The 23,756-nt window shown below is 39.9% G+C and carries 25 protein-coding genes; 19 read left to right on the forward strand and 6 right to left on the reverse strand.

Features of this window, described 5'->3' with window-relative positions:
- The first annotated feature begins 9 nt into the window (after window positions 1–9).
- The 8 genes from M313_RS0120245 to M313_RS0120280 all read left to right on the forward strand — a co-directional run bounded on the left by M313_RS0120245 (window position 10) and on the right by M313_RS0120280 (window position 7,667).
- Entirely contained in the window at window positions 10–846 is an 837-nt protein-coding gene (locus M313_RS0120245) for a sugar phosphate isomerase/epimerase family protein (protein WP_010199584.1), read from the forward strand.
- Between the two features lie 112 nt (window positions 847–958).
- Window positions 959–2,083 (forward strand): NAD(P)/FAD-dependent oxidoreductase, encoded by a 1,125-nt coding sequence (locus M313_RS0120250; RefSeq protein ID WP_010199586.1) that lies wholly within the window; start codon window positions 959–961, stop codon window positions 2,081–2,083.
- Window positions 2,084–2,154: 71 nt separating this feature from the next.
- A complete protein-coding gene (locus M313_RS0120255) occupies window positions 2,155–2,529 on the forward strand; it encodes a nucleotide excision repair endonuclease (RefSeq protein ID WP_010199589.1) in 375 nt (124 codons plus the stop codon).
- A gap of 157 nt (window positions 2,530–2,686) precedes the next feature.
- On the forward strand, window positions 2,687–3,601 hold the full coding sequence (locus M313_RS0120260) for a VIT1/CCC1 transporter family protein (protein ID WP_010199591.1): 915 nt from the start codon (window positions 2,687–2,689) through the stop codon (window positions 3,599–3,601).
- Between the two features lie 34 nt (window positions 3,602–3,635).
- The gene (locus M313_RS0120265) at window positions 3,636–4,271 is read left to right on the forward strand and encodes a DUF4129 domain-containing protein (protein ID WP_010199593.1); all 636 of its coding nucleotides are present in this window, start codon (window positions 3,636–3,638) and stop codon (window positions 4,269–4,271) included.
- A gap of 18 nt (window positions 4,272–4,289) precedes the next feature.
- Window positions 4,290–5,429 (forward strand): DUF4350 domain-containing protein, encoded by a 1,140-nt coding sequence (locus tag M313_RS0120270; RefSeq protein ID WP_010199595.1) that lies wholly within the window; start codon window positions 4,290–4,292, stop codon window positions 5,427–5,429.
- Complete coding sequence (locus tag M313_RS0120275; RefSeq protein ID WP_010199598.1) at window positions 5,426–6,355, forward strand: AAA family ATPase; 930 nt, start codon at window positions 5,426–5,428, stop codon at window positions 6,353–6,355. Before M313_RS0120270 ends, M313_RS0120275 begins: the two co-directional genes overlap by 4 nt.
- Window positions 6,306–7,667 (forward strand): DUF58 domain-containing protein, encoded by a 1,362-nt coding sequence (locus M313_RS0120280; protein WP_010199600.1) that lies wholly within the window; start codon window positions 6,306–6,308, stop codon window positions 7,665–7,667. The genes M313_RS0120275 and M313_RS0120280 overlap by 50 nt, the downstream gene beginning before the upstream one ends.
- Here M313_RS0120280 and M313_RS0120285 read toward each other — a convergent pair.
- Window positions 7,659–8,621 carry a stage II sporulation protein M gene (locus M313_RS0120285; RefSeq protein ID WP_010199606.1) on the reverse strand — a complete coding sequence of 321 codons (963 nt, stop codon included), beginning with the start codon at window positions 8,619–8,621 and terminating at the stop codon, window positions 7,659–7,661. The two genes, M313_RS0120280 and M313_RS0120285, sit on opposite strands and share 9 nt — an antisense overlap.
- Before the next feature lie 108 nt (window positions 8,622–8,729).
- Between M313_RS0120285 and M313_RS0120290 the strand changes: the two genes are divergently transcribed.
- The 4 genes from M313_RS0120290 to M313_RS0120305 all read left to right on the forward strand — a co-directional run bounded on the left by M313_RS0120290 (window position 8,730) and on the right by M313_RS0120305 (window position 12,663).
- Window positions 8,730–9,533 (forward strand): RDD family protein, encoded by an 804-nt coding sequence (locus M313_RS0120290; protein WP_010199608.1) that lies wholly within the window; start codon window positions 8,730–8,732, stop codon window positions 9,531–9,533.
- A gap of 415 nt (window positions 9,534–9,948) precedes the next feature.
- A complete protein-coding gene (locus M313_RS24210) occupies window positions 9,949–10,965 on the forward strand; it encodes a nuclease-related domain-containing protein (protein WP_010199610.1) in 1,017 nt (338 codons plus the stop codon).
- A gap of 39 nt (window positions 10,966–11,004) precedes the next feature.
- Window positions 11,005–11,982: a ring-cleaving dioxygenase gene (locus M313_RS0120300; protein WP_029326622.1), complete on the forward strand. Its 978-nt coding sequence runs from the start codon at window positions 11,005–11,007 to the stop codon at window positions 11,980–11,982.
- A 132-nt stretch (window positions 11,983–12,114) separates the two neighbouring features.
- Entirely contained in the window at window positions 12,115–12,663 is a 549-nt protein-coding gene (locus tag M313_RS0120305) for a cupin domain-containing protein (RefSeq protein ID WP_010199614.1), read from the forward strand.
- 74 nt (window positions 12,664–12,737) lie between these two features.
- Here the strand turns inward: M313_RS0120305 and M313_RS25995 are convergent, their stop codons facing one another.
- The 3 genes from M313_RS25995 to M313_RS0120320 form a co-directional block, all read right to left on the reverse strand.
- Window positions 12,738–12,878 carry a hypothetical protein gene (locus M313_RS25995; RefSeq protein WP_010199616.1) on the reverse strand — a complete coding sequence of 47 codons (141 nt, stop codon included), beginning with the start codon at window positions 12,876–12,878 and terminating at the stop codon, window positions 12,738–12,740.
- Between the two features lie 107 nt (window positions 12,879–12,985).
- Window positions 12,986–13,858 carry a DUF3307 domain-containing protein gene (locus M313_RS0120315; RefSeq protein ID WP_010199624.1) on the reverse strand — a complete coding sequence of 291 codons (873 nt, stop codon included), beginning with the start codon at window positions 13,856–13,858 and terminating at the stop codon, window positions 12,986–12,988.
- Between the two features lie 25 nt (window positions 13,859–13,883).
- Window positions 13,884–14,630, reverse strand: a complete 747-nt coding sequence (locus M313_RS0120320; protein ID WP_010199625.1) for a helix-turn-helix domain-containing protein — start codon at window positions 14,628–14,630, stop codon at window positions 13,884–13,886.
- 232 nt (window positions 14,631–14,862) lie between these two features.
- On the opposite strand from M313_RS0120320, the gene M313_RS0120325 reads away from it, so the two are divergent.
- From M313_RS0120325 to M313_RS0120355, 7 genes are all read left to right on the forward strand, one after another.
- Window positions 14,863–16,116, forward strand: a complete 1,254-nt coding sequence (locus tag M313_RS0120325; RefSeq protein ID WP_010199626.1) for a YeeE/YedE family protein — start codon at window positions 14,863–14,865, stop codon at window positions 16,114–16,116.
- Window positions 16,117–16,378: 262 nt separating this feature from the next.
- Complete coding sequence (locus M313_RS0120330; protein ID WP_010199627.1) at window positions 16,379–17,977, forward strand: ATP-binding protein; 1,599 nt, start codon at window positions 16,379–16,381, stop codon at window positions 17,975–17,977.
- A gap of 11 nt (window positions 17,978–17,988) precedes the next feature.
- A complete protein-coding gene (locus M313_RS0120335) occupies window positions 17,989–18,678 on the forward strand; it encodes a response regulator (protein WP_010199628.1) in 690 nt (229 codons plus the stop codon).
- A 4-nt stretch (window positions 18,679–18,682) separates the two neighbouring features.
- Window positions 18,683–19,291 carry an NUDIX hydrolase gene (locus tag M313_RS0120340; protein ID WP_010199630.1) on the forward strand — a complete coding sequence of 203 codons (609 nt, stop codon included), beginning with the start codon at window positions 18,683–18,685 and terminating at the stop codon, window positions 19,289–19,291.
- A 188-nt stretch (window positions 19,292–19,479) separates the two neighbouring features.
- Window positions 19,480–20,493 (forward strand): tripartite tricarboxylate transporter substrate binding protein, encoded by a 1,014-nt coding sequence (locus M313_RS0120345; protein WP_010199632.1) that lies wholly within the window; start codon window positions 19,480–19,482, stop codon window positions 20,491–20,493.
- A 68-nt stretch (window positions 20,494–20,561) separates the two neighbouring features.
- Window positions 20,562–21,023, forward strand: coding sequence for a tripartite tricarboxylate transporter TctB family protein (locus M313_RS0120350; RefSeq protein WP_010199633.1), 462 nt, complete (start codon window positions 20,562–20,564; stop codon window positions 21,021–21,023).
- A 12-nt stretch (window positions 21,024–21,035) separates the two neighbouring features.
- A complete protein-coding gene (locus M313_RS0120355; protein WP_010199637.1) occupies window positions 21,036–22,499 on the forward strand; it encodes a tripartite tricarboxylate transporter permease in 1,464 nt (487 codons plus the stop codon).
- Window positions 22,500–22,616: 117 nt separating this feature from the next.
- Here the strand turns inward: M313_RS0120355 and cydS are convergent, their stop codons facing one another.
- Together cydS and M313_RS0120365 are read right to left on the reverse strand one after the other, a co-directional pair.
- Window positions 22,617–22,718, reverse strand: a complete 102-nt coding sequence (cydS, locus tag M313_RS27085) for a cytochrome bd oxidase small subunit CydS family protein (protein ID WP_010199639.1) — start codon at window positions 22,716–22,718, stop codon at window positions 22,617–22,619.
- Window positions 22,719–22,731: 13 nt separating this feature from the next.
- Entirely contained in the window at window positions 22,732–23,745 is a 1,014-nt protein-coding gene (locus tag M313_RS0120365) for a cytochrome d ubiquinol oxidase subunit II (protein WP_010199640.1), read from the reverse strand.
- Between the last annotated feature and the right edge of the window lie 11 nt (window positions 23,746–23,756).

Below are 23,756 nucleotides of genomic sequence, written 5' to 3' on the forward strand. Positions count from 1 at the left end.
GAAATGTATATGAATTTATCCTTATGTACCATCTCATTTCGACATCACCTCCATTCTATTAAAGAAATAGCAGAATGGGCACAAATGAATCATTTCCAAGGTATAGAATTATGGGGCATCCATGCGAAGCATTTGAAAGAGAATCCACAGTATAACAGTGATTGGTTGGCATCGTACAACCTATATACAAGTATGATAAGTGACTATCTGCCTCTTCATTTGTCACATAGTGAACTTCTCCACGCAACGATGGAACTAAGTGAGCTTGGCCATCGTTGGGGAACGAATAAATTAAGAACGTTTGCCGGGCAGCGTGCAAGTGCCTCATTGAATAATCAAGAGCGTAAATTGATGGTTGAGAAGCTCAAAATGATTTGTCAAGAGCTAGAAAGAGAGAATCAATTTCTACTATTAGAAACGCATCCGAATACCCTGACCGACACAGTGCCTTCCACTTTACAGTTGTTGGAGGAAGTGGATCATCCTGCTTTAAAAATTAACTTTGATGTATTACATATATGGGAATCAGGAGCGGACCCAATAGATGCTCTTGTAAAACTAAAACCATTTATCAAGCATTTTCATTTTAAGAATATTTCATCTAGAAACAAACTAGATGTATTTAGCCCACATAATGTATATGCCGCCGCAGGCTCAAGGGAAGGGATGACACCACTATTTAAAGGAATTCTTAATTATGAGGAATTTGTAAAATCTGCAGTCTCCTTGACAGAGGTGGAAGCTTCGCTTGAATGGTTTGGTGGCAATGTAAAAGAGGTACTAGAGAACGATGCAAAAAGAATCATGCATGTAACAAAAGAGGTTAATCGATTGTATGTGAGCTAAAACATACCCCCTTTCTGCAAAAGAAGGGGGTTTTTCTGTTGAGGAAATTGAGCATGGGTTAAATATACTGTACACTTATAAACAAACAAAAGAGAAAAGGTGCTAATTATTAATGAAAAACATCGTAATTATCGGCGCTGGGATCCTTGGGGCCTCTGCCGCTTATCATTTAGCTAAAGCTGGTAAGAATGTAACGGTTATCGACCGTTTTGATAAAGGACAGGCAACAGATGCGGCGGCTGGGATTATCTGTCCTTGGATATCGCAGCGCCGAAATAAAGCTTGGTATAACATGGTCAAAAACGGTGCAAAGTATTACCCAACTTTAATTGATCACTTAGAAGCAGATGGAGAAATGGATACTGGGTACAACCATGTTGGGGCCATAAGCTTACATAGAGATAAAGAGAAACTCGAGAAGATGGCGGAAAGAGCCATTAAAAGAAGAGAAGAAGCTCCTGAAATCGGCGAGGTGACGATCTTAAGCCCTGCAGAAACGAGAGAACTTTTTCCTGTGTTGTCAGAAGAGTTCGGTTCTGTACACGTTTCCGGAGGGGCAAAGGTGAATGGTGGTGCCCTTCGCAACGCTCTTAGAAATGCTGCCAAAAAACATGGGGCCCAGTTTCTTGAAGGCGATGCAGGCCTTGAAGTCAAAGATAACCAAGTGACAAGTGTAACACTAGGGGAAGAGAGAGTGGAAGCGGACTTGTTTATTGTGACGGGTGGAGCTTGGGCACAGGAAATCTTTCTAGGGTTGGGAATGAAATTTGAAGTTGTCCCCCAAAAGGCACAAATTGTTCACTTGGAAATCGATACGAAACAGACGAAAGATTGGCCTGTTGTTATGCCACCAAATAATCAGTATATCCTTAGCTTTGATGATGGTCGTATTGTGATAGGGGCAACACATGAAGACGATGCTGGTTTTGATACTAGGGTTACTGCAGGTGGCATGAATGAGATCTTAAGTAAGGCATTGGAAATTGCACCAGGTCTATCAGATGGCACCATATTGGAAACGCGGGTCGGATTCCGTCCATTTACACCAGGTTTCCTCCCGATCATCGGAAAGCTTCCAAATCATGATAATGTATTAATTGCGAATGGACTTGGCGCTTCAGGGTTAACAAGCGGACCTTTTTTAGGAGCTGAATTGGCTAGGCTCGCTATGGGAGAACAAACGGTTCTTGATATAAGTAACTATGATGTAGCAGGAGCCATTAGACCTCTTGGATAAAAACTGTTATAGCTATTATCAGGCCTTTGTGTTAACATGTAGCTCTACTGAAAAAGAGGACGTGACTTACTATGATAAAAATTACCATACCGAATCCTAGTGTCTCCATTACGGAACGCCAGCAGATTCGTACAAACGATGAACCAATTATTACACCGATAAATGGCTTTATTGATTTTCATAAAATTCCACGCGATCAAGGTGGAATCTATATGTTCTTTAATATAAATGAAGATTTATTATTTGTTGGAAAAGCGAGAAAGCTTCGCCAACGAATTAAAAAGCATTTTGAGGACAATGTATCCCCAATCAAAAACCACCGTGATGAAGTCTATCGTATTGACGTGTGTATCGTTGAGGATCCAATGGAAAGAGAAATATATGAAACATACATCGCTAACACACTTCAAGCTAAGTATAATGTTGAAAAGGTTTTTTATAAATAAAAATCCGAATTACGAAAAGCCGCTTTCTCAAAAGGAGAGCGGCTTTTCCTATTTCCTAAATCAACACATTTTCATAATTTATTTCTCGAATTTTGCTAGATTAATGGTAAAATAGTCGATATGACAACATTTGGAATAGTTTTAGGGAGGAATAGACATGAACAATAACCTTAATAAACCAAAAGGATTCGGAGAAATTCTTGATCAGACGTTTAAAATCAGTAAATACAAGTTTAAAGATTTCTTCATTATCTTATTACTATTAGTTGGACCAATCTATATTTTGCAAGCAATCATTGAATTGGCTACTGGAAAAAGTTTTTTTAGACAAGAAGGCGGCGGTGGAGCTTGGTATGAAGAGATGATGAGAAATATGGAATTAACGGAAGAAGCCTCTTTATCTAGTAACCTTGCAGCGGACATTGGAACACTTTTTGTTTCCCTATTGGTCTTGTTTACATATCCTGTCGCTCAAGCTGCGATTTTATTTGGTGTAAATCATATTAAACATAATCGAGAGTTTACCGCTAGTACAATAGTCAAACAGGCGTTTGGGCGCTTTTTCCCGTTGATTGGTTCCTCTCTGTTATACGTTATCATAGCTTTTAGTATCCTATTTGGGTTTATACTCTTAGGCGTACTTATTCCCATTATATTTTTCTCCATAGATGTAATAGCAGGGGTTATCGTCTCTATCGTGTTAACGATCAGTTTGTTCCTTATCGGTGCCTTTCTTCTTACAAGATGGAGTTTCTTCTTCGGTTCAGTAGTATTGGACAAAAACTCGCCCGGGTTAACAAGAAGTTGGAGACTATCCAAAGGTAGAACATTTAAATTGATAGGACTTTATATCATTTTCTTTTTAATTACAACGTCCATAGGTGTAGCCATAGAATTGTCTGTTTCTGCGTTTCTTGGAAACAGTGTTCTTCTTGGATTAATAGTCGGTTTTTCCACTCTTTTTACTACCCTCATTATGGCAGTCGGATACGCTGTTATGTATTTGGACTTGAAGGTTCGTCATGATGCTGATGATTTAAGAGATCTGATTGATGATTACCATATTAGTTAAACCCGATTCCTTAGACAAGGGCAGGTGATAAATCGTGCTTACAGAACCAGAAGCAAGAGAACAATTAGAGGAAATCCTGGACCAACAAGAATATCAAGTATACTATGCTGATACAAGAAACACCTTGCAAATTTGGTGGGATGAATTTAAAGCATGGCTGGCAGATTTACTTTCCCGACTCTTCCCATCCATGGAAAATACAAGCGGAACAGCTGGTAACATTATGATCCTCGTCATCATCCTTGTAATCGTAATATTAGGTGCTTTCGTAATCACATACCTTGCAAAAAATAACCCTTTTGGACGGAACAAGAAAAACAAGCCTTTTCAATCGGGTGTGGAATTAGATTGGTCATTTCAACAGCATGTGAATGAGGCGGAAAAATTTGAAGAAGTGGGAGATTTTTCTCTTGCTACCAGGCATCTTTTTCTTGGCTTACTTCTGAACTTCCATGAACGGCAATGGCTGGAAGCGAAAATTTGGAAAACGAATTGGGAGTATTATGATGAGTTAAGAAGAGAACAAAAAGAGCTGGCAGAGTTTTTCTTCGATTTTGCTTTGTTGTTCGATCGTGCCACATATGGTAAGCAAAAAATAGAAAAAGACGATTATCTATCCTTTAGAGATATTGCATTAAAGTGGGTAAATGATGCACAGCAAGAAATATAGAAGGAAGGAGGGTGGGACTTGAAAGTAAATACTGCTAAGAAAAAAGGGTGGATATGGTTTGGAGTTCTAGTCGTTCTTTTTACCATCTGCTCCTTCTTCGTTCTATCACAAAAGCCACAGGAATTCTCACCTTACGATTCAAAGTCTCCTTCACCAAATGGGTTAAAAGCTTTCTATACCTACTTGGATAACGAATTGGAAATGGTTAGAAGGTGGGAACAGCCCCCTACCTTACTTCCTGAATCACAAGGTAGGCAGATATTGTTGATGGTAGAACCATATTTTACTCCGGATTCAAAAGAGATGGCATCTTATAATGACTTTATCGAACAAGGCAACACCATCATTTTATTGAAAAATAATCCCAAAGGTTTTTTTGATATTCGAACGACATTTGTGGAATCAATGTTTCCGGAGCAAACCATTAAAGACTCCAGTCAAGCCAACCTTGTAGGGGACATTTATTCTCCTGTGAGGTTAGAGCCGGGAGAGGAAGATGAAATACTTCTTTCCGATCAGCTCGGTGATATAGCCGTTAAGCGGAAGTATGGAAATGGGACACTCATCGTAGCACTGGCGCCTAATTGGCTAACAAATCAAGATATATTAAAAAAGGATCACCTTCCACTTGTTCTTGGCTTAATACAGCAAGATGAGTTAAACAATGAAACAGCGATTCTTTTTGATGAATACAACCACGGAGATACCGGGTCCTCTTTCTTGGCTGTTTACCAGGACTGGTTTTTATTGTTACTCTTCCAGGGAGTATTAATCGCAATCCTATTGCTTTGGAAACAAGGAAAAAGATTTGGTCCTATCATACAGCCTCGTGAAGAAACAGTCCGATTTAGTGATGAAAGTCTTCGAGCTTTAGTCGCTTGGCACTTGAAAGGAAATGCCTATCGTGATTCTCTGACTATACAGGCGGAATATCTAAAGCACTTGCTGCAAGAAAGATGGGGCATTCCATACAACAGAGATTGGAAAGATTGTGCAGTCTATCTGCACAAAAGGTGGAAAACAAAGGAAAACGGCAAAATAGACTTATTTATTCATCAATTAACACAAGTATTAGGTAAAGAGAAAATCACTAAACAAGAATATCTAGAATGGTCAAATAAGCTTGATACATTAAGAAAAGAGGTGGAAGAGGGATGAAAGTAGAATTAACATCTCTTCTAGAAAAATACGAGGAAAGAATACTAGGTCAACACTTGAATTTGAAACTCTTACTTTCTTCCGTACTAGCAGGCGGGCACGTTTTATTGGAGGGAGTGCCCGGCACGGGAAAAACCCAAATGGTAAGAACTCTTGCCAGCCTTTTAGGAGGTAAATTTAACCGCATCCAGTTTACTCCTGATTTACTGCCAAGTGATATAACCGGAAGTTCCATTTATAATATGAAAGAAGGCGCATTTGAAACCTTAAAGGGACCTATTTTCACTAACATTCTACTTGCAGATGAAATAAATCGTACCCCTGCAAAAACACAAGCCGCACTCCTTGAGGCAATGGAAGAAAAACAAGTCACCATCCACGGGGAAACGTTTCCTTTAGAGGATGTATTTTTTGTTGTTGCCACTCAAAACCCAATAGAATTCGAAGGAACATACCCGCTTCCAGAAGCACAGCAAGATCGCTTTCTTTTCAAGTTACATATTGATTTTCCAAGCCTTGAAGAAGAAACAGCAGTACTGAAACAAGTAATGGAAAACAAATTTTCTCCCACTGATACTGAGCCGGTGCTAGACATGGAAACATTCCTAAGCATTAGAAAAGAAATACAGGAAGTCACACTTAGTGAAAGCATACTAGATTACATGATGCAAATTGTCCGTAAAACACGCGAATCTGATTCCATTCGGTTCGGGGCCAGCACTCGTGCGGGTATCTCAATCGGAAGAGCTGCACAGGCATGGGCTTACTTGAGCAACCGTAACTATGTAACCCCTGATGATATTAAAATGTTGACAAAACCTGCTCTTCGACACCGGATTCAATTATCTCCTCATATGGAATTGGAGGGAGCGACTGTTGAACAAATCATTGAAGAACTTGTGGGGTCGATTCCTGTTCCGAGATAAAGGGATTTTACCAACTACTAGACTAGTACTATTACTATCTTTCATTTCTTTGAGTTTTATTGTATTGAGCTTTTTTGTAACCATTTCTTGGCCGGTTGTCTTACTGATAAATGTGTTCTTTTTTCTTTTCAGCTTGGTGGACCTTGTACTTACCCCAAGTAAAAAAAGACTCAGAATGACAAGAAGTATTCCCGGGGATTTGGAACGGGGGTTAGAATATCCTGTCCATATTGTCGTGGAAAATCCAACCGAACATGACATGAAAGCGGAAATAAAAGATGGAATACCACAGTCCTTTTCTCGACCTTTTCCTTTTACCGGAATGGTGAAGAAAAACACTAGAAAGCAATTCACCTACTACACTAAGGCTCCTGTTAGAGGAGAGTATCAGGTTTCAAAGCTATATTTACGATATCAAAGTCGTATCGGCCTCTGGCAAAAGCAAATGGCATTTGAAGAGGAAGATACGATAAAAGTAATTCCTGATATGACGGAAACGAAACAGTACTTAGAGAATGCTCAAAAATTTCTGCTTCATGAAGGGAAAACTATTAGAAAGCAGAAGAGTGGCGTTGGGGAGTTTTCTAAAATACGGTCATACGTGGTCGGGGATGATCCAAGAAAGATAAATTGGCGCCAAACGGCCAAATTACAGGAAGTCATGACAAATGAGTATGAACCAGAGCACGGTAAATACATTACCATACTCATTGATTGTGGAAGAATGATGGGGGCAGAACTAAAAAAGGGGAACCGTCTGGAGAGGTCATTAGAAGCAGCATTGACTGTTGCTGCAGCCGCTTTGCAAAAAGGGGATTATGTTGCGGTACTTGCTTTTTCTAAAAGTGTAAAAGCATATATCCCGCCCGCAAAAGGAATGGCTCATTTGCAAACAATCTTGAAAACCATTTATAACGTTCAAGTTGATGCTGCAGAATCAAACTACGCGGAAGTATTTCAATACTTACAGCTTGTCCAAAAGAAGCGAAGCCTTATCCTTTTATTCAGTGATGTTAAAACATTTTTGCATGAGGAAAGCGCCCTAATCTACCTTAAGCGAGTAAGGCAAAGACATCTCTTTTTCATGATCGGGGTAGAAGACGAGATATTGAGGAAAAGAGCAGCAACCCCTGTAACCTCATTAGAAGAAACGATGATCAAAGGGGTCGCCCAGCAACAACTATTATCGAAGAAACGGGAAAAAGCCAAGTGGGAAAAACAAGGCCTCCTAATGATGGAGGCCCGTGAGGAACGGCTTGCAACAACCGCTGTATCCCATTATATCGATACCATGAACAGAGGTTTATTGTAACTGGACTTTACGAAGTTTAAGACTGCCTAAAGCAACATAAAGTATTAAGGCTATAACAGTCAGACCAGCAACAAGATACTTAGCTTCCAAAGATATAGCGGCAGGGGTGATGAATCCTTCAATTATCCCTGCTATAATAAACAACGGAATCGTTCCAAGTAATAATTGCACAGATCGTTTGGCATTGACCTTCAACTGATAGCCCCTAGAATATTCACCTGGTACAAAAAGCTTGTACCCCATTAATAATCCAGCGCCGCCGGCTATGAAAATCGCTGTCAGTTCAATCATCCCGTGTGGAACAATATATGCCCAGAACTCATATGTCATATCGTAGTGCCAAAACAATGCAGCAATCGCTCCTACAATAATTCCATTGTAAATCAATACATAGACAGTCAACAGTCCAAAGGTAATTCCGCCGGCAAAAGCAAGTATGGCAACCTGAATATTATTGGTCAATATACTCGCAGACATTACAGGGGCATCCACCATTCCGTCACTTTCACCTAATTTTTCCGGATCAAAGTTTTGTGCCATGTCCCCCGGAAGAACGGAGTACAAATAAAGGGGATCAGACAGGACGGTAAAATAACTACCAAGCCCGCCTATTGTAAAGAGAAGCATAGCCACCACGACAAACTTCCATTGTTCATAAAGGAGTGCTATAAACTTGTGACCGAAAAAATCGCTCGCTTGCTTCCAACTTGTAATTTGATCTTTGTATAAGAGATTATGAGATTTTGAAACTAGAGCATTTAAGTAGGAGGTAACTTCTTCATCTGGAAAATAAGTTTGGCTATAAGAAAGATGCTGCGCGGCCTTTTGGTAGAGACTGTGGAACCGCTCGAGGTTCTTCCCAGTAATATTCTTTCGTTTATGTAAATCGGATACTAGTTTTTCTAGCTCCTTCCACTGATCACGATGCTGCTTTATAAATTGTTTAACTTTCATCTTCTTCACCTCGTGTCTCATTTTCGTCTATCTACTTTATTATAGTAATATTATAGATAAATAGAAACACCTTAAAGTAAAATTTATCCATAGAAAGTGGGGATCATCTTGCAGACAGAACAAGTGGACATAAAGACTCCCGAATATGTATCGTTGCAGTTTCATGCTGCAGGTTTAGGCAGCCGTGCAGCAGCCTTTATTCTCGATACGCTATTACTGGTTATTATTAATATTCTTGTAGTCTTAGCGCTAATCTTCGGATTGAATGCAAGCATATTTGATTATGTTGAAACAGACATGCCCTCTTATATGTTTGCTGGAGTCATCATATTGATGTTTTTATTGAATTGGAGTTACTACTTCTTGCTTGAATATTTTACAGGAGGAAGAACAGTTGGCAAGAAGATGCTTGGAATACGTGTCATACAAGAAAATGGCCACAGCATTACCTTGCTATCCAGCTTAATCCGCAACTTTCTGAGAATCATTGATATGTTACCTGCGAACTATCTAGTTGGGATGTTGATGATTTTCTTCCATTCCAAACATAAACGATTAGGCGACCTTGTAGCAGGTACCATTGTTGTCCATGAAAGAAGAGGGAAAAAGAAAAAGAAAGTTTCCAAGCTGGACAAACTTATTGCAGAAAAAGGACTTAACGCAGAAGGTGGTCTAGTGGAAGAATGGGCTTTGAAATCGCTTGGTGCTAAAGAGTGGAAGCTTTTAAAGACGTACGCAGACCGTCTGGATTCTTTATCAACGGATGACCGCATCGTTTTAACCCGTAAGATGGCAGACATTTTGTTTCCGAAAATCGGTCTTGATGCTTCCAGTAAACATTACGATGAGTTGGAGGATATGTTACTGGTGCTTTATTTACAGATGAAGGACGAATGGGAGTATGAGTTGTAGGGGGAGGGTTTGACGGGGTATTTTGGATTGGCGGAATGACCTGGCGCGGGTTGCTTTTGGACTGGCCGGATGATGGTTTGAGGAATTAACGGTATGACGGGGGACGATTGCAATTAGACCGACGATATGGCGGTTTAAGACTTCGACTTTGGGGCGAGGATTAGCAGGAGGGGGGGCGTCCAGGTATTACCTATTATTGGGATTCGCCCGATTATATGCGATTTTCGCCCGTAAAATTGAATTATCGCCCGTAAATCTTAAAAATCGCCCGATTCCTCTGCATTTTCGCCCGTATTTTCTGAAAATCGCCCGTAAATTGAAATTATCGCCCGATTTCAAAAACCCGCTCATTTCGAGAGACATTCGCAAGTGCAAGTAGTATAATTTACTAACAAATTAGCTTAGGAGGTTACAAATGATAGTAAAAGAGAGAGATTTTCCTGTTAATCTATTATTTTTACAGGCTATACAGAGGCGCCTCGAAGAAAATCATCCTTCAATGCCGCGAGTAAAAGAATTGATGGCCAAACAAATAAAAGGCTATAAAGGTGAAACTGCGATTGACTATCCCTTAAGCATCCTTCCTGATCAAGACTACCAAATTCTCCATTCCGTCAGTTTACAATTCCAGAATCAAAACTTTCATATCGACACCTTACTCCTATCCAATAACTTCATAGCCCTATTGGAAGTGAAAAATATGGGTGGGACCATTCATTTTGACAGGAAATTCAATCAGCTGACTCAGACATATATGGGCAATGTGAAATATTATCAGTGTCCCATCATACAGGTCAGTAATCAGGAGAGGCTCCTAAAGCAGTGGTTGGAACAGTTCAATTTCCCTCAAATCCCACTCACTTCTTTCGTAGTTATTTCAAATCCCGCTTGCATGATTCAAGTTGACCCTGGGGATAAGTCAACTAACCAAAAGGTCATCCACGGTCATTTTCTTCCAACAAAAATCGAACAACAACAAGCAATCTCCAATAAACAGATTCTTTCCGCTAAAGAAATTCAAAACCTTGCCTGCACCATTACTAAACATCATAAAGTCAAACCCACCCTTACTTTAAAACAGCTAAACATCAACCCAAGTGAACTTTTATCAGGTGTACAATGTTCAAACTGCCTGGCTATCCCAATGCAAAGGACTCATTCATTTTGGTGTTGCCCTAAGTGCAACCATAAATCAAAAGACGCACATATACCAGCTTTAAAAGATTATTGTTTGTTATTTAGTGAGACCATCTCCAATAAAGAGGCTAGAGAATACTTATGTGTCCCATCCACTAATGTGATGAAAAGGATCCTAACTTCCATGAGACTTCAAACGATTGGAAACACCAGATCTATATATTACATCCTGTATCCACTCATTAATTTGACATCTCCATCCAACCACGATATAATTATCTCGAATTCAAGATAATTAAAATGAGAACATATAACCAAAGGGGAGATCCTTATGATAAACGGATTAAAAGGGATTCATCACGTAACAGCGATAACCAGCAGCGCGGAAAAGAACTATGAATTTTTCACATATGTACTCGGTATGAGGCTTGTTAAGAAAACGGTTAATCAGGACGACATCCAAACGTATCACCTGTTTTTTGCGGATGATACGGGGAGTCCTGGTACAGATATGACATTCTTTGATTTCCCAGGCATTCCAAAAGGCAGTCACGGAACAAATGAAATTTTCCAGACCGGCTTCCGAGTGCCGTCTGACAAGGCTTTAACATATTGGGCAGATCGTTTTGACCGCTTAAACGTAAAGCATTACGGCATCAAGGATCAGTTCGGGACAAAGACACTTACATTTGTAGATTTTGATGACCAACAGTACCAACTAGTTTCTGACGAAAATAATACAGGAGTGGAGCCGGGCACGCCATGGCAGAAGGGGCCGATCCCTCTGGAATATGCAATCACAGGATTAGGACCTCTCCACATTCGTGTAGCAAATTTTGATTTCTTTAAAGAAGTTCTAGAAAAAGTTCTGCTATTTAAAGAAATTGCGCAAGACGGAAAAACACATTTATTTGAGGTAGGAGAAGGAGGCAACGGGGCCCGCCTGGTTGTAGAACATAATGATACACTTCCTCAAGCCCAACAAGGATTCGGGACCGTGCATCATGCCGCGTTCCGCGTAGAGGACCGCTCAGTTATCGATGAGTGGGATGCAAGATTGAAAGGGTTTGGTTTTAACACATCAGGACATGTGGACCGTTACTTCTTTGAATCCTTGTACGCACGCGTTGCCCCGCAGATACTGTTTGAGTTTGCAACGGACGGTCCTGGTTTTATGGGGGATGAGCCATATGAAACACTAGGAGAGAAACTTTCTTTGCCTCCGTTCCTTGAACCAAAACGCGACCAAATTGAAAAGCTTGTCAGACCTATTGATACTGTAAGAAGTACAAAAGACTTTAAAAAAGAATAACCACTGTTACAGCCTATTTCTTTATGAAGAAATAGGTTTTTTTTATGTTCTAAATTAAACCAACCCATACAACGTACATTCCCGATGAAAATGAATAGGATAATTTAATGAAATTTAAAAGGAGATGAAGGAATGTATTATCCTCTAAATAATTATCCATATCCTTATACTGTAAATCCATATGCATACAACTATATGAGAAACAGTTACTGGCCATACCCAAACACGTATAATACTTATTATTTGCAAAACAACTTAAGAGCAATCGAATTAAAGGACTATGGACCAAATCCATTTGCAGAAGATATTAACGAACTAACCTTGCAAAACAATAACTTTCGAACAGCTTTATGGACGGGATCACAGTTTCAGATTACGTTAATGAGTTTAAATCCTGGAGAAGATATAGGGTTGGAAATGCATCCCGATGTTGATCAATTCCTGCGTTTAGAGCAAGGACAGGGAATCGTTCAAATGGGGAAAAATAAAAATGAATTTACGTTTGAAAAAATGGTTTCAGACGACTATGCAGTAGTGATTCCCGCCGGCACATGGCATAACTTGACCAATACGGGAAATGTTCCACTGAAACTTTACTCTATTTATGCGCCGCCAAATCATCCTTTTGGTACGGTTCATCCTACAAAAGCAGATGCGGAAGCTGCTGAAGAATATATGTAACGTGAAAGCAGCACCTAAAATATAGGTGCTGTTTTCCATGCAAATCTGAACATCATCTGAAGGGCTGAATATTATCAGTCATTCAGATCATCCAAGCGGCGGGCTACTCTTTTGATCACTCTCTTGGCCAGTTGAATTCGTCTTTCCAAGTAATCTTCGCCCTCTTCGATCAGGTTTTCACCTAATCTTGTGACATAACGGTAATAACGCAACATGTTGTCACCCCCTTTGTTTCTATCATATGAGAGATGATAGAATCGGACAGGGTATATACCTTCTTTCTATTATTTTTTTCGAATCTATTAATCCCGAAATTAATCTGCTAGTAAGAACCGAAGAATACTATTTTTAATAATACGCCGTAAATGATCGCAAAAAGAAAGGAAGTTAGTGTCCCCAGTAAAAAATACTCCGCCCAATCGCGGTCATCCATCTGTTTGAATCGTGTAAGGGACTTGGCTGCGACAATAAATCCAACTGCAGAAAAAGAACCCATCAATATTAAAGCCACCACCAATAGACGTTCCAGATAGCCGATTACTTTTCCTCTTGAAAGGTCTTGGTGTTTCATCACCATATATGTATATTCTTCTGACATGTTTTTTTCACTATTGGGACTGATGGCAAGATCTTTTAAAGTGTATTTTCCTTCAAAAAGGGAAATATGTTTAGTGAGGGAACCAAGCATAATTCTTATTAGATGGCCTGTCACAGTTGTACATAGTATCAACATAATTATTAGGAATAAGAGACCTTCCAACAAACCAAGCTCTGGTCGTATGCCTTCTTTTAAGTTAAGTAGTAATAAAATAGTATCAATCATAGCCTGTAAATCTACCTGTAAAGTAAAATAGCATACTGCCAATATAGTAATCATATGCAATAGTTGATCTACGATAAATAGTCCAAGATTCCAGGCGTTTTTCTGTATCAATTTATCTGTTTTTTTCTGTAAGGTAATCTTCAGATAGTCTAAGACGCCGTGGACCACGACTAAGAGAATGGTTGGGACCAACACCTCTATAAAAAAATCGTTTCCTTGATAGAAATAAATGAGGAGGAGAGTAATAAACATGACAGCCGCATGATGAAATAAATGGAGCTTTAAGAACTTCCGTTTTTCCTTCACCATGTGCTCTGACTGAAAATAAAAATCGGCAATTAAATGGCCTAAGATAAGGGAAAGAATTATCATTTCAAACGCTCCTTGCTATATATATTCATATAGAAATGATCGCATCGATATTTTTATGAAGCTCATTTTTAATGGTTTGGGTCAACTCTTTCGTAATATTTTGCGGTTGGTTTCCAAAGCTGTTTGCTTCTAACTTGTCCAAGGTTTCTTGGAGTGTGTATAAAGTATTCAATATTATCTCACAATTCCCTTTCTTATAGTGACTCGAGATAGTAGAAGGCGACTTATTTACTAGCCTTGCTATGGCTTTTTGCTCATCAAGGACGGCATACAACCTAGATATTAATTGTTGCAAGGACGTTTGGTCACTCATGAATTTATGCTGATAGGATAGGAGCAAATTGGCCATTTCTAGAGACGAGTTTTCCATTGATTCTTCACCTGGGAGCAACAACATGGATGAACGTTGGGAAGAGTGCTTTATTTTTTCATTAGCGAGCCTTGCCTGACGCATTAACGGATGATTCCATTTATCTAAATCAATTTGCTGTAAGCTTGTATCAACTGTCCCAAAAGTAATTCCGAAGTAGGGAGGCTGTTCTTTGTATTTCCAAATTTGGCTAATATAATATGCCACAGTATATGCGGTAGAGTAATGATCAAAAAGCCCGACAATTTCATCTCCCAGTCGGTGTTTAACTTGTGCGTGGGGCAGGCCCCTCGTCCACCTTTTCACAAAGCCTTCCATTTCTCCTAAATAAGACGTTATTTTATCCCAATTCTTTGATGAGTTTGTCACATCCATCATAAAAATGGAAATTGGGTGCTTCATCTTTTCTCACTCCTTCCAAAAAGAATACCACATTAGTTTAATCCAATTCGACTAAATAATCAACTTACATAGATTTCGATAGATTAATCGAATTATAGATAAGTAGATGAAAAAGTCAAACTTTTAGAGAAATATAGAATACAAGCAGAAAGGTTTACAAGAGGATGCAAAGAAGTTATCATGTGAACAACAAATAATCCCGATAAAAACAATATGAAAAGGTGTGATTGAATTGGCAGAAACAACTTATAATACTTTTCAACCTGAAAGGCAACCAACCACTATTGTTGCGAAATTGAATCCGATTCAAAAACCTTTCCTAACGATTGGCGTACTAGCAAGCATTATACTTTTAATAACCATTGTCGCCACAACAGATTGGATTCAAGGGACTTTATATATGATTGGCTTGGCGCTAGGTGTAACACTACTGCATGCACGATTTGGCTTCACGTCTGCTTTCCGGCGCTTGATGTCTGTAGGTAATGTACAGGGGCTGCAGGCGCATATGGTGATGCTGGCAGTCGCAACTACACTGTTTGCCATCATTTTAAGTACTGGCTTCAGTTTTACTGGTAGTACACCAACAGGGTATGTATCACCTGTAGGGATTAGTGTATTAGTCGGTGCATTCATGTTTGGTATTGGGATGCAGCTCGGAAGTGGTTGCGCATCTGGAACACTTTACTCGGTCGGAGGAGGTTCCTCATCAATGATCCTGACACTAATATCGTTCATCGTTGGATCTGTCATTGGCGCTTACCACTTTACGTTTTGGATGGAAGATACACCGGCACTTCCTTCAATCTCCATTGCCGAATCGACTGGCCTTGGATTCTTTGGCGGCTGGGCGGTTCAAATGGCACTGTTTGCGGGAATTTACTGGTTAACAGTCCAAATAGCTAAGCGAAAAAACCCTCCAAGTATGAAACCGTTGGCGACAACAACCGGTTGGAAAAAGATACTTCGAGGTTCCTGGCCTTTATTTGCGGCTGCTATCATTTTGGCACTTCTAAATGCTCTTACATTGGCAGTACGAGGAAACCCTTGGGGTATTACTTCTGCATTCGCCCTTTGGGGAGGGAAGGCATTAATGTTGGTAGGTATAGATGTTTCCAGTTGGGGATATTTTACCGGAGCAAACGGAGAAGCTTTAACTCAGACGGTCCTGGCTGATTCCACAAGTGTGATGAACTTTGGAATCATTTTAGGAGCATTTATTGCAGCCAGTGCACAAGGTACTTTTAAACCTAAGAAAATCAAACCTGGTATTGCAGGAGCTTCCATTATTGGTGGTTTATTAATGGGCTACGGTGCAAGACTTGCCTTTGGTTGTAATATCGGAGCATACTTTGGAGGAATCGCATCCTTCAGTTTACACGGTTGGGTATGGATGGTAATGGCTATGCTTGGGACACTACTGGCTTTATTTATTAGACCATTATTCGGCTTAAAGAACCCTAAGCCCACAGATTCAGTTTGTTAACGATTATAAGCGACTCGATAAACGGGTCGCTTTTTTTTTGCGTAAAAAAAGGGGTGGGAAATAATATTGAAAAAGTTTTCTTATAGTGAAAATGTTATTATTCTAGAAGAATAATAAAAACAAACCACTTTAATCTGTTATTATTCCACTAAAATTTAAGTGGTTTATCGCAAGAAGTTATTTCCCAAACACTAAATATCAAAATTCATAGAATAATAAATTCAATTATTATAAAATAATAGGAACTCGAGGGGTGATCTGAATGAGACTAAATAAAAAGCCCTTACGGCTGCAAACAAAGCTAATCATCCTAATTGTGACGTTACTTATCGGCATTATAGTATTAATATGCGGTGTGTTTTTTTACTTAGAGATGAAAGAGCTTAAAGCGAATACCGGTAAGCGAGCTCTCCAAATAGCTAAGACGATTTCTTACATGCCAGAGGTACAAGAAGCAATGGGATCGGAAAATCCAAGTACAACGCTCCAGCCATTGACATTAAAAATTCAGCAAGAGATAGACGCTCAATTTGTGGTGATTGGGAATAATCAAGGACTTCGCTATACGCATCCTGATTTCGATAAAATCGGAAAACAGATGGTAGGGGGAGATAATATAAGGGCTTTGGAAGATGGAAAAGCTTATATATCCGAAGCGACAGGTTCACTAGGTTTATCAATCAGAGGGAAAGCGCCTATTGTTTCAGAGGATGGAATGGTTATTGGGGTTGTATCGGTCGGTTTTCTCATGGAAAATTTAAAAAGCCGGATGGAAGAAAAATTGGCTGAAATATCGTTGATTGCTCTGTTGGCAATAAATATCGGAGTGCTGGGAGGATATTTGCTAGCCAGGAACATTCGAAAAGATATTCTTGATCTGGAACCCCATGAAATCGCTTCCTTGTACAGGGAAAGAAATGCCATCCTGGAATCCGTCAAGGAAGGAATCATTGCCGTTGATTCTAATGGGAACATTACGATGGTTAACCCTTCAGCTCTTGATATTTTAGACCTGCGGGAAGAAGAATTGTTACATAAACAAATCACAGACATCGTACCTGATACCGATATTATGGAAGTCGCTCGAACAGGGCACGCACAAGAGAACAAAGAAATCTATTTATCTGATAAAGACATTATCGTAAACAGGATTCCTATAAAAGAAAAAGAAACCGTGGTAGGAGTAGTATCCAGCTTTCGGGACAAAACAGATATGAAAAAGTTGCTTCACACTCTGGCAGAAGTAAAGAAATATTCGGAGGAGTTGCGAGCTCAGACCCATGAATTCACAAACAAGCTTTACGTCATATCAGGAATGCTAGAGTTAGGGAAATTTCAAGAAGCTTTAGACTGGATCCAGAAAGAGTATAGGATTAATCAGGCACAAAATGATATCATATTTGAAAAGATAAAGGATGAAAAACTTCAGGCCATCTTGCTTGGGAAGCTTGCTGTCGCATCAGAAAGGAAGAAACTTCTCCAACTTGATGAGGAAAGTTCAGTCCAGGTTTTACCTTCTAATATAAAGTTTTCTAGTTTAGTGGCCATTATTGGTAATTTGCTAGATAATGCGTTGGATGCAGTAGAGGAAAAAGAGGATGGAATGGTATCTTTTTCCGCTATTGACTATGGAAACGATTTAATTTTGGAAATAAGTGATAATGGACCAGGTTTTCCAGTTGGAACAATAGATTTGATTTTCAGGAAGGGATATACTACCAAACAAGCTGATCAGCCAAGGGGATTCGGCCTTGCTATTGTGAAGAAGGAGGTCGAACAGCTGGAAGGAACGGTAGAAGTACAAAGAACCCCGGTCAATACCACGGTGTTCACTGTATACCTCCCTAAAAACTACCTATAGGGGTGACAGAAATGATAAACGTTGCAATAGCAGAAGATGATTTTCGGGTTGCGAGCATTCATGAGCAATTTTTAGAAAAGGTTGAAGGAGTAAAGGCTGTAAATAAAGCTCTAAATGCTTCGCAAACGATGGATCACCTTGCAAAAGGCGAAACCGATCTTATCCTAATGGATAATTACATGCCGGATGAATGCGGAGTTTCTCTGCTACCGCTTATCCGCGAGAAATTCCCCGAGGTGGACATCATCATGATAACTGCAGCAACGGAAAAAGAAGTGGTAGAAGCGGCTTTGAAGTATGGAGTGGTTGATTACTTAATCAAACCCGTAACGTTTGATAGGTTTCAACAGGCAATAAAAACATATCTTGAGAGAAAGGCTTTCATACAAGATCATGATTCTTATAATCAAGCAGTAATAGATGAGTTTTTACATAAAAATGGGTTGAAGGAAAAAGAAAAACCGAATGATTCTCACCCTAAAGGCATTGACCAATTAACATTGGAAAAAGTGGAAGGACTCCTAGCTAGCGATTACCAAGGAGGATGGACAGCCGAGCAAATGGGCGAACGGATGGGAGCATCTCGGACGACAGCAAGGCGGTATCTTGAGTACTTGATTTCTCTTGAAAAAGCAAAAGCTTCGTTAGAATATGGCATGGTAGGCAGACCTGAAAGAAAATACTATCGGATAGGAAATTGAGACCATGGAACAATTAAAGATCTTCAACAAAGATAGAAAATACTTGGGAACTGCATCAAGAGAGGAAGTACATCTTAAGGGACATTGGCACGAGACTTTTCACTGCTGGATAAAGGCTATGATAGACGGGAAAGAATACCTTTATTTTCAACTGAGAAGCAAGGACAAAAAGGATTATCCAGGCTTATTGGATATCACCGCGGCAGGACATCTGTTATCACATGAAAACGTGGAAGATGGAATCCGAGAGGTAGAAGAGGAAATAGGAATCAAAGTTGGTATGGAGGAACTGTCTTACCTGGGTGTCATCCCTTACGAAAAAGAATTAGAAGGTTTTATCGATAGAGAGCATGCCCATGTTTTTCTGTTAAAGAGGTACATACCATTTGAGTCTTTTACAATGCAATCAGAAGAGGTTAGCGGGATTTTTATGGTTCCTTTAGAAGACTTTTACCAACTATGGTTTGAAAATAAGACAGATGTCGTTATGGAAGGGATAAAGGAAATTGCTGACGGCGAAAGAAGCAAGGTTACTATAAGAGTGGATAAAACAACGTTTGTTCCACACAGCGATACTTTTTACAAGGAAACATTGACTGCATTAACAAAATGATGAGGTGGTCCTAAAAGGAAATTCCTAAGGACTGCCTCTTTTTTTTTTGAAAATTCGCCAAACGTCTCGTGAACAAAATGAACAAAATAACCAATAAATCTTTTATATCGCTTATTTTGTAAACGGTTACATTTATAAGAATTTTCTTTACAATTACATACAAGACATAAGCAAAGGGGAGTATTTAGATGATAATGAAGTGGAAAAACAAAGCAAGTGCAATGGGATTAACAGTGTTATTATCCTTGACAGCAGCTTGCTCCAGCTCACAAGGGGGAACAAGTGCAGATGGTACCTGGTCTCCTCAGAAACCAATAGAAATGGTCGCACCAGCCGGCGCAGGAGGGGGATGGGATACAACTGCCAGGATGGTTGCTCAAACATTTGAGCAAGAGGAATTGATTGATAAGAGAATGCCAGTTGTCAATAAACCAGGTGGCGGCGGGGCTGTTGCATGGTCATACATCGCGAAGAAAGAGGCAGATCCACACCATCTGTTCGTTTCTTCTCCACCATTATTACTAGTCCCTCTTAATGGACAATCTGAAAATACGTATAAAGATTTCACTCCGCTGGCAAATGTTATCGCGGATTACGGTGCTTTTGCCGTAAGGGCTGATGCCAAGTGGGATAATTTAAACGAGTTATTTGAAGACATGAAAGAAGATCCAGCAAGTATCACTGTAATCGGTGTATCTTCTCCTGGGAGCATGGATCATATACAATTTGTCAAAATTGCTAAAGCAGCAGGCGTGGACATCACGAAGGTCAAGTATGTATCCGAACAAGAGGGTGGAACATTGACGGCATTGCTTAACGGAAGTGTAGATGTCTATTCAGCTGGGACTGCAGAAACAGTGGAGCAGGTGAAAGCAGGGAAAATCAAGGTTTTAGGCATAACAGCTGAAGAGCGTCTAGAGGGGGAGGTCCTTTCTGATTTTCCAACTGCCAAGGAACAGGGAATAGATGAAACCTTTGTAAACTGGAGAGGATTTTTTGGTCCATCCAACATGGATGATGCGGCCGTTGCTTATTACGAAGATAAGTTCTCAAAATTAAACGAATCAGCTGCCTGGGATGAAATCAGAAAGAAATACGGCTGGAATGAGCTTTTCATGACAGGGGAGGAATATCAGGAATTTCTAAAAAAAGAGAATGAAGAAATGCAAGCGCTATTGGAAGAATTGGGACTTGGAAATTAGAGATTAATAGGTGACCCGCTACCCTCCATAAAGAGGGAGCGGTCCCTATGGATAGGTGGGGAAGTTATATGATACTAAGACCGATAAATCGTAAACTTGGATTGGCACTAACCCTCTTTGCAGGAGCATACCTGTTTTTAAGCTACCAGATCCCCAGTTACCCATATGCGTTAGTCGATGCGGATGTGGTACCAAAAGGATTGGGTTTCTTACTATTATTATTGTCCATTTTACTTTTCGTTCAGAAGAAAGAGGAAACCGAACAAGAAAAACAAAAAAGAACGATCCCTAAGAAGGAACTTTACGTCCTGCTTGGGGTTGCGGGATTTATTTTAATCTATATTTTTTTACTTGAAATAATAGGTTTTGTCATTATGACAGCAGCATTTGTTTTTACTTGTTCATCATATCTTGGATATAAAAAATATAAAGTAAGTGCCTTAGTGGCAATCATTTTTTCGTTGCTCTTATATTTACTTTTCAATTACTTGCTCCTTATTCATTTACCACCAGGAGTGTTACCATTTTAGGAGGTGTGAGAGATGGGTTCTATGGAAGGTCTCTTTTCTGGATTTCAGGTCGCCTTTAGTATAGAAGGTATTTTATTTGTATTTTTAGGGGTGTTTATCGGGACCTTTATTGGGATGATGCCGGGTCTAGGACCAATCAGTGCGATTGCCATCATGATTCCTGTGACCTATAGTATGGACCCGGCGTTGGCATTGGTCATGATGGCCGGGGTCTATTACGGGGCAGTATTTGGAGGGTCTTCATCCTCCATTTTATTAAATGCACCTGGAATATCGGGTACTGTTGCAACCGCGTTTGATGGATATCCCATGGCGCAACAGGGGAAGGCTGGAAAAGCTTTGGCCATTGCTGCCATCGCTTCCTTCACAGGAGGTACTATCAGTGTAATTTTGTTGATGCTTTTTACTCCTTTATTAGCTTCAGTCGCTGTCGTGTTCGGTCCTACTGAGTATTTTGCTTTGATGCTGATGGGACTGACAGCCATTTCAAGTCTGTCTGATGGGTCCACAATAAAAGCTATGATTTCCGCTGTGTTAGGTTTCATGGCCGTAACGATAGGTATAGATGCTCAAACGGGAACACAGCGCTTTACTTTCGGGAACATCAACCTCCTCGAAGGAATTGACTTTCTTGTAATAGCTCTTGGTTTATTCGCACTGGCAGAAGTTTGTATATTGATCTTCAATCGTAAGGACAGCTCAGGGGGAATGAGTGGAAACATTGGCAGTCTGAAGCTATCCAGAGAAGATGTCCATGAAATGAAGGGACCAGTTACGAGGCAATCGTTTCTAGGCTTTTTGCTAGGTGTTCTACCTGGAGCAGGGGCGACCATCGCATCTTTTATTGCGTATGTCACAGAAAAGCGAATCGCCAAAAAGCCTGAAGAGTTTGGGAAGGGGTCGATAAAAGGTCTTGCTGCACCTGAAGCTGCCAACAATGCGGCGACAGGCGGGGCCTTTGTTCCCCTCCTAAGTTTAGGTATTCCTGGATCGGGTACAACCGCTGTCCTTCTTGGTGCCTTCCTTGTTCTAGGTGTACAGCCAGGCCCATTACTGGTACAGGATAATCCTGAAGTGTTCTGGGGAATTATTGCAAGTATGTATATAGGAAATGTGTTTTTATTGGTATTGAACCTTCCGCTTATCCCATATATAGCCAAAGTGCTTAAGGTTCCAAGGCCTTTGCTAATCTCCTTGGTCATCATGTTCAGTCTTATCGGGGTCTATGCGATAAGCTTCAATACTTTTGATTTATATATATTGCTATTATTCGGAATAGCAGGGTTTTTGATGAGAATATTTTCCTTTCCTGCAGCCCCATTTATCCTCGCGTTCATTCTAGGCGGCATGATGGAGCAGGCCATGCGTCAATCCCTAACCATCTCAAATGGGGACTGGTTGGTCTTTGTAAATAGTCCTATATCCGCTATTTTGATAGGTATAGCTTTGTTGTCTCTAATCATTCCATTAACTTAAAAAGAAACCGACAGTGGTTAGTGACGAAAATAACTTAGATGTATAAACGCAGTCTTCTTTACATTTTAATCTAGGCAAAAACAGCCCCGCCATACAATCGGCAGGGCTGTCTTGAATTTATTTATATTTTTCCTTCCCCTTGGCTCCCCAAAGGAATAAAACGAAGATGCCAGCAGCCACTATCAATGGTGCAACATACATAATCAAGAAGTTTTCCATGGAATGACCCTCCTTATTTTTTTCCTTGCACGTACTTGTTATCGAATAAGAACAAGCGCATTAATAGATATAGTGAAGGAATCAGTAGGCAAAGTCCGGCAATGAATGCCGTAATCAACGCCACAGCCATTGCCTCATTTGTAAATCCATCATAGATCGTCAAATATGGATACAAAAGGTAAGGCATATGAGATGCCCCGTAACCGAAGAATGCCGTTGCAAACTGTAGCATCACCAAGATAAAAGCTACACCAAGATGTTTCTTTTTCCACATCAGATAAACCGCTCCAAGGAAAAAGAGGAACGAAAGACTGAACATCCAGGAAAGTTCCAACATTTTATCGAAGTGTTCTGGGTTATGATCGCTTAAAGCAAAGAATACGAGAACGCTGGCAAGTATTGTTGGCAGGCTCCAATTCAAGGCATATTTTCTTAACACATCAAAAGCCTTTTCGTCTTGAGCTGTTTTAGCGTAATATGCCAGGAAGTAAGCCGAGATGTATAGTACACTTACTAAAGCCAAGATGACCACTGCCCATGAATAGAAACTGGTGAATAAAGCTCCATAATCCAACCATACGGAATCTTCATATTTATAAATGAATCCACCCTCTGAAATAGTAAGTACAACAGATAGGGAAGCAGGGATTAATAGTCCTGTGGCTCCATATAAGGCTTGATAAAAGTTGTTTCCTTTCTCACCATAATGATGGAAAGCATAGTAAGACCCACGAATTGCCAACAGAACAATCGCGATACTTCCCGGTACTAAAAGTGTTGTTCCATAATAATAGGCGGTAGAAGGGAAGAAGCCTACAATTCCGATAAAGAAGAATACGAGAAACACATTCGTTACCTCCCAAACAGGAGAGAGGTAACGGACAATCACTTTGTTGATTAGGTGATTTTTCTTTGTAATGGTTGAATAATAACTAAAGAAACCAGCGCCAAAATCAATGGATGCTACAATTAAATAACCGTACAAAAACGTCCATAAGACAGTAATCCCAATAACTTCATAGTTCATTTTTCATCCCC

It is taken from the genome of Bacillus sp. m3-13 (genome assembly GCF_000175075.1).
Lineage (GTDB): Bacteria > Bacillota > Bacilli > Bacillales > Bacillaceae_I > Sutcliffiella_A > Sutcliffiella_A horikoshii_C.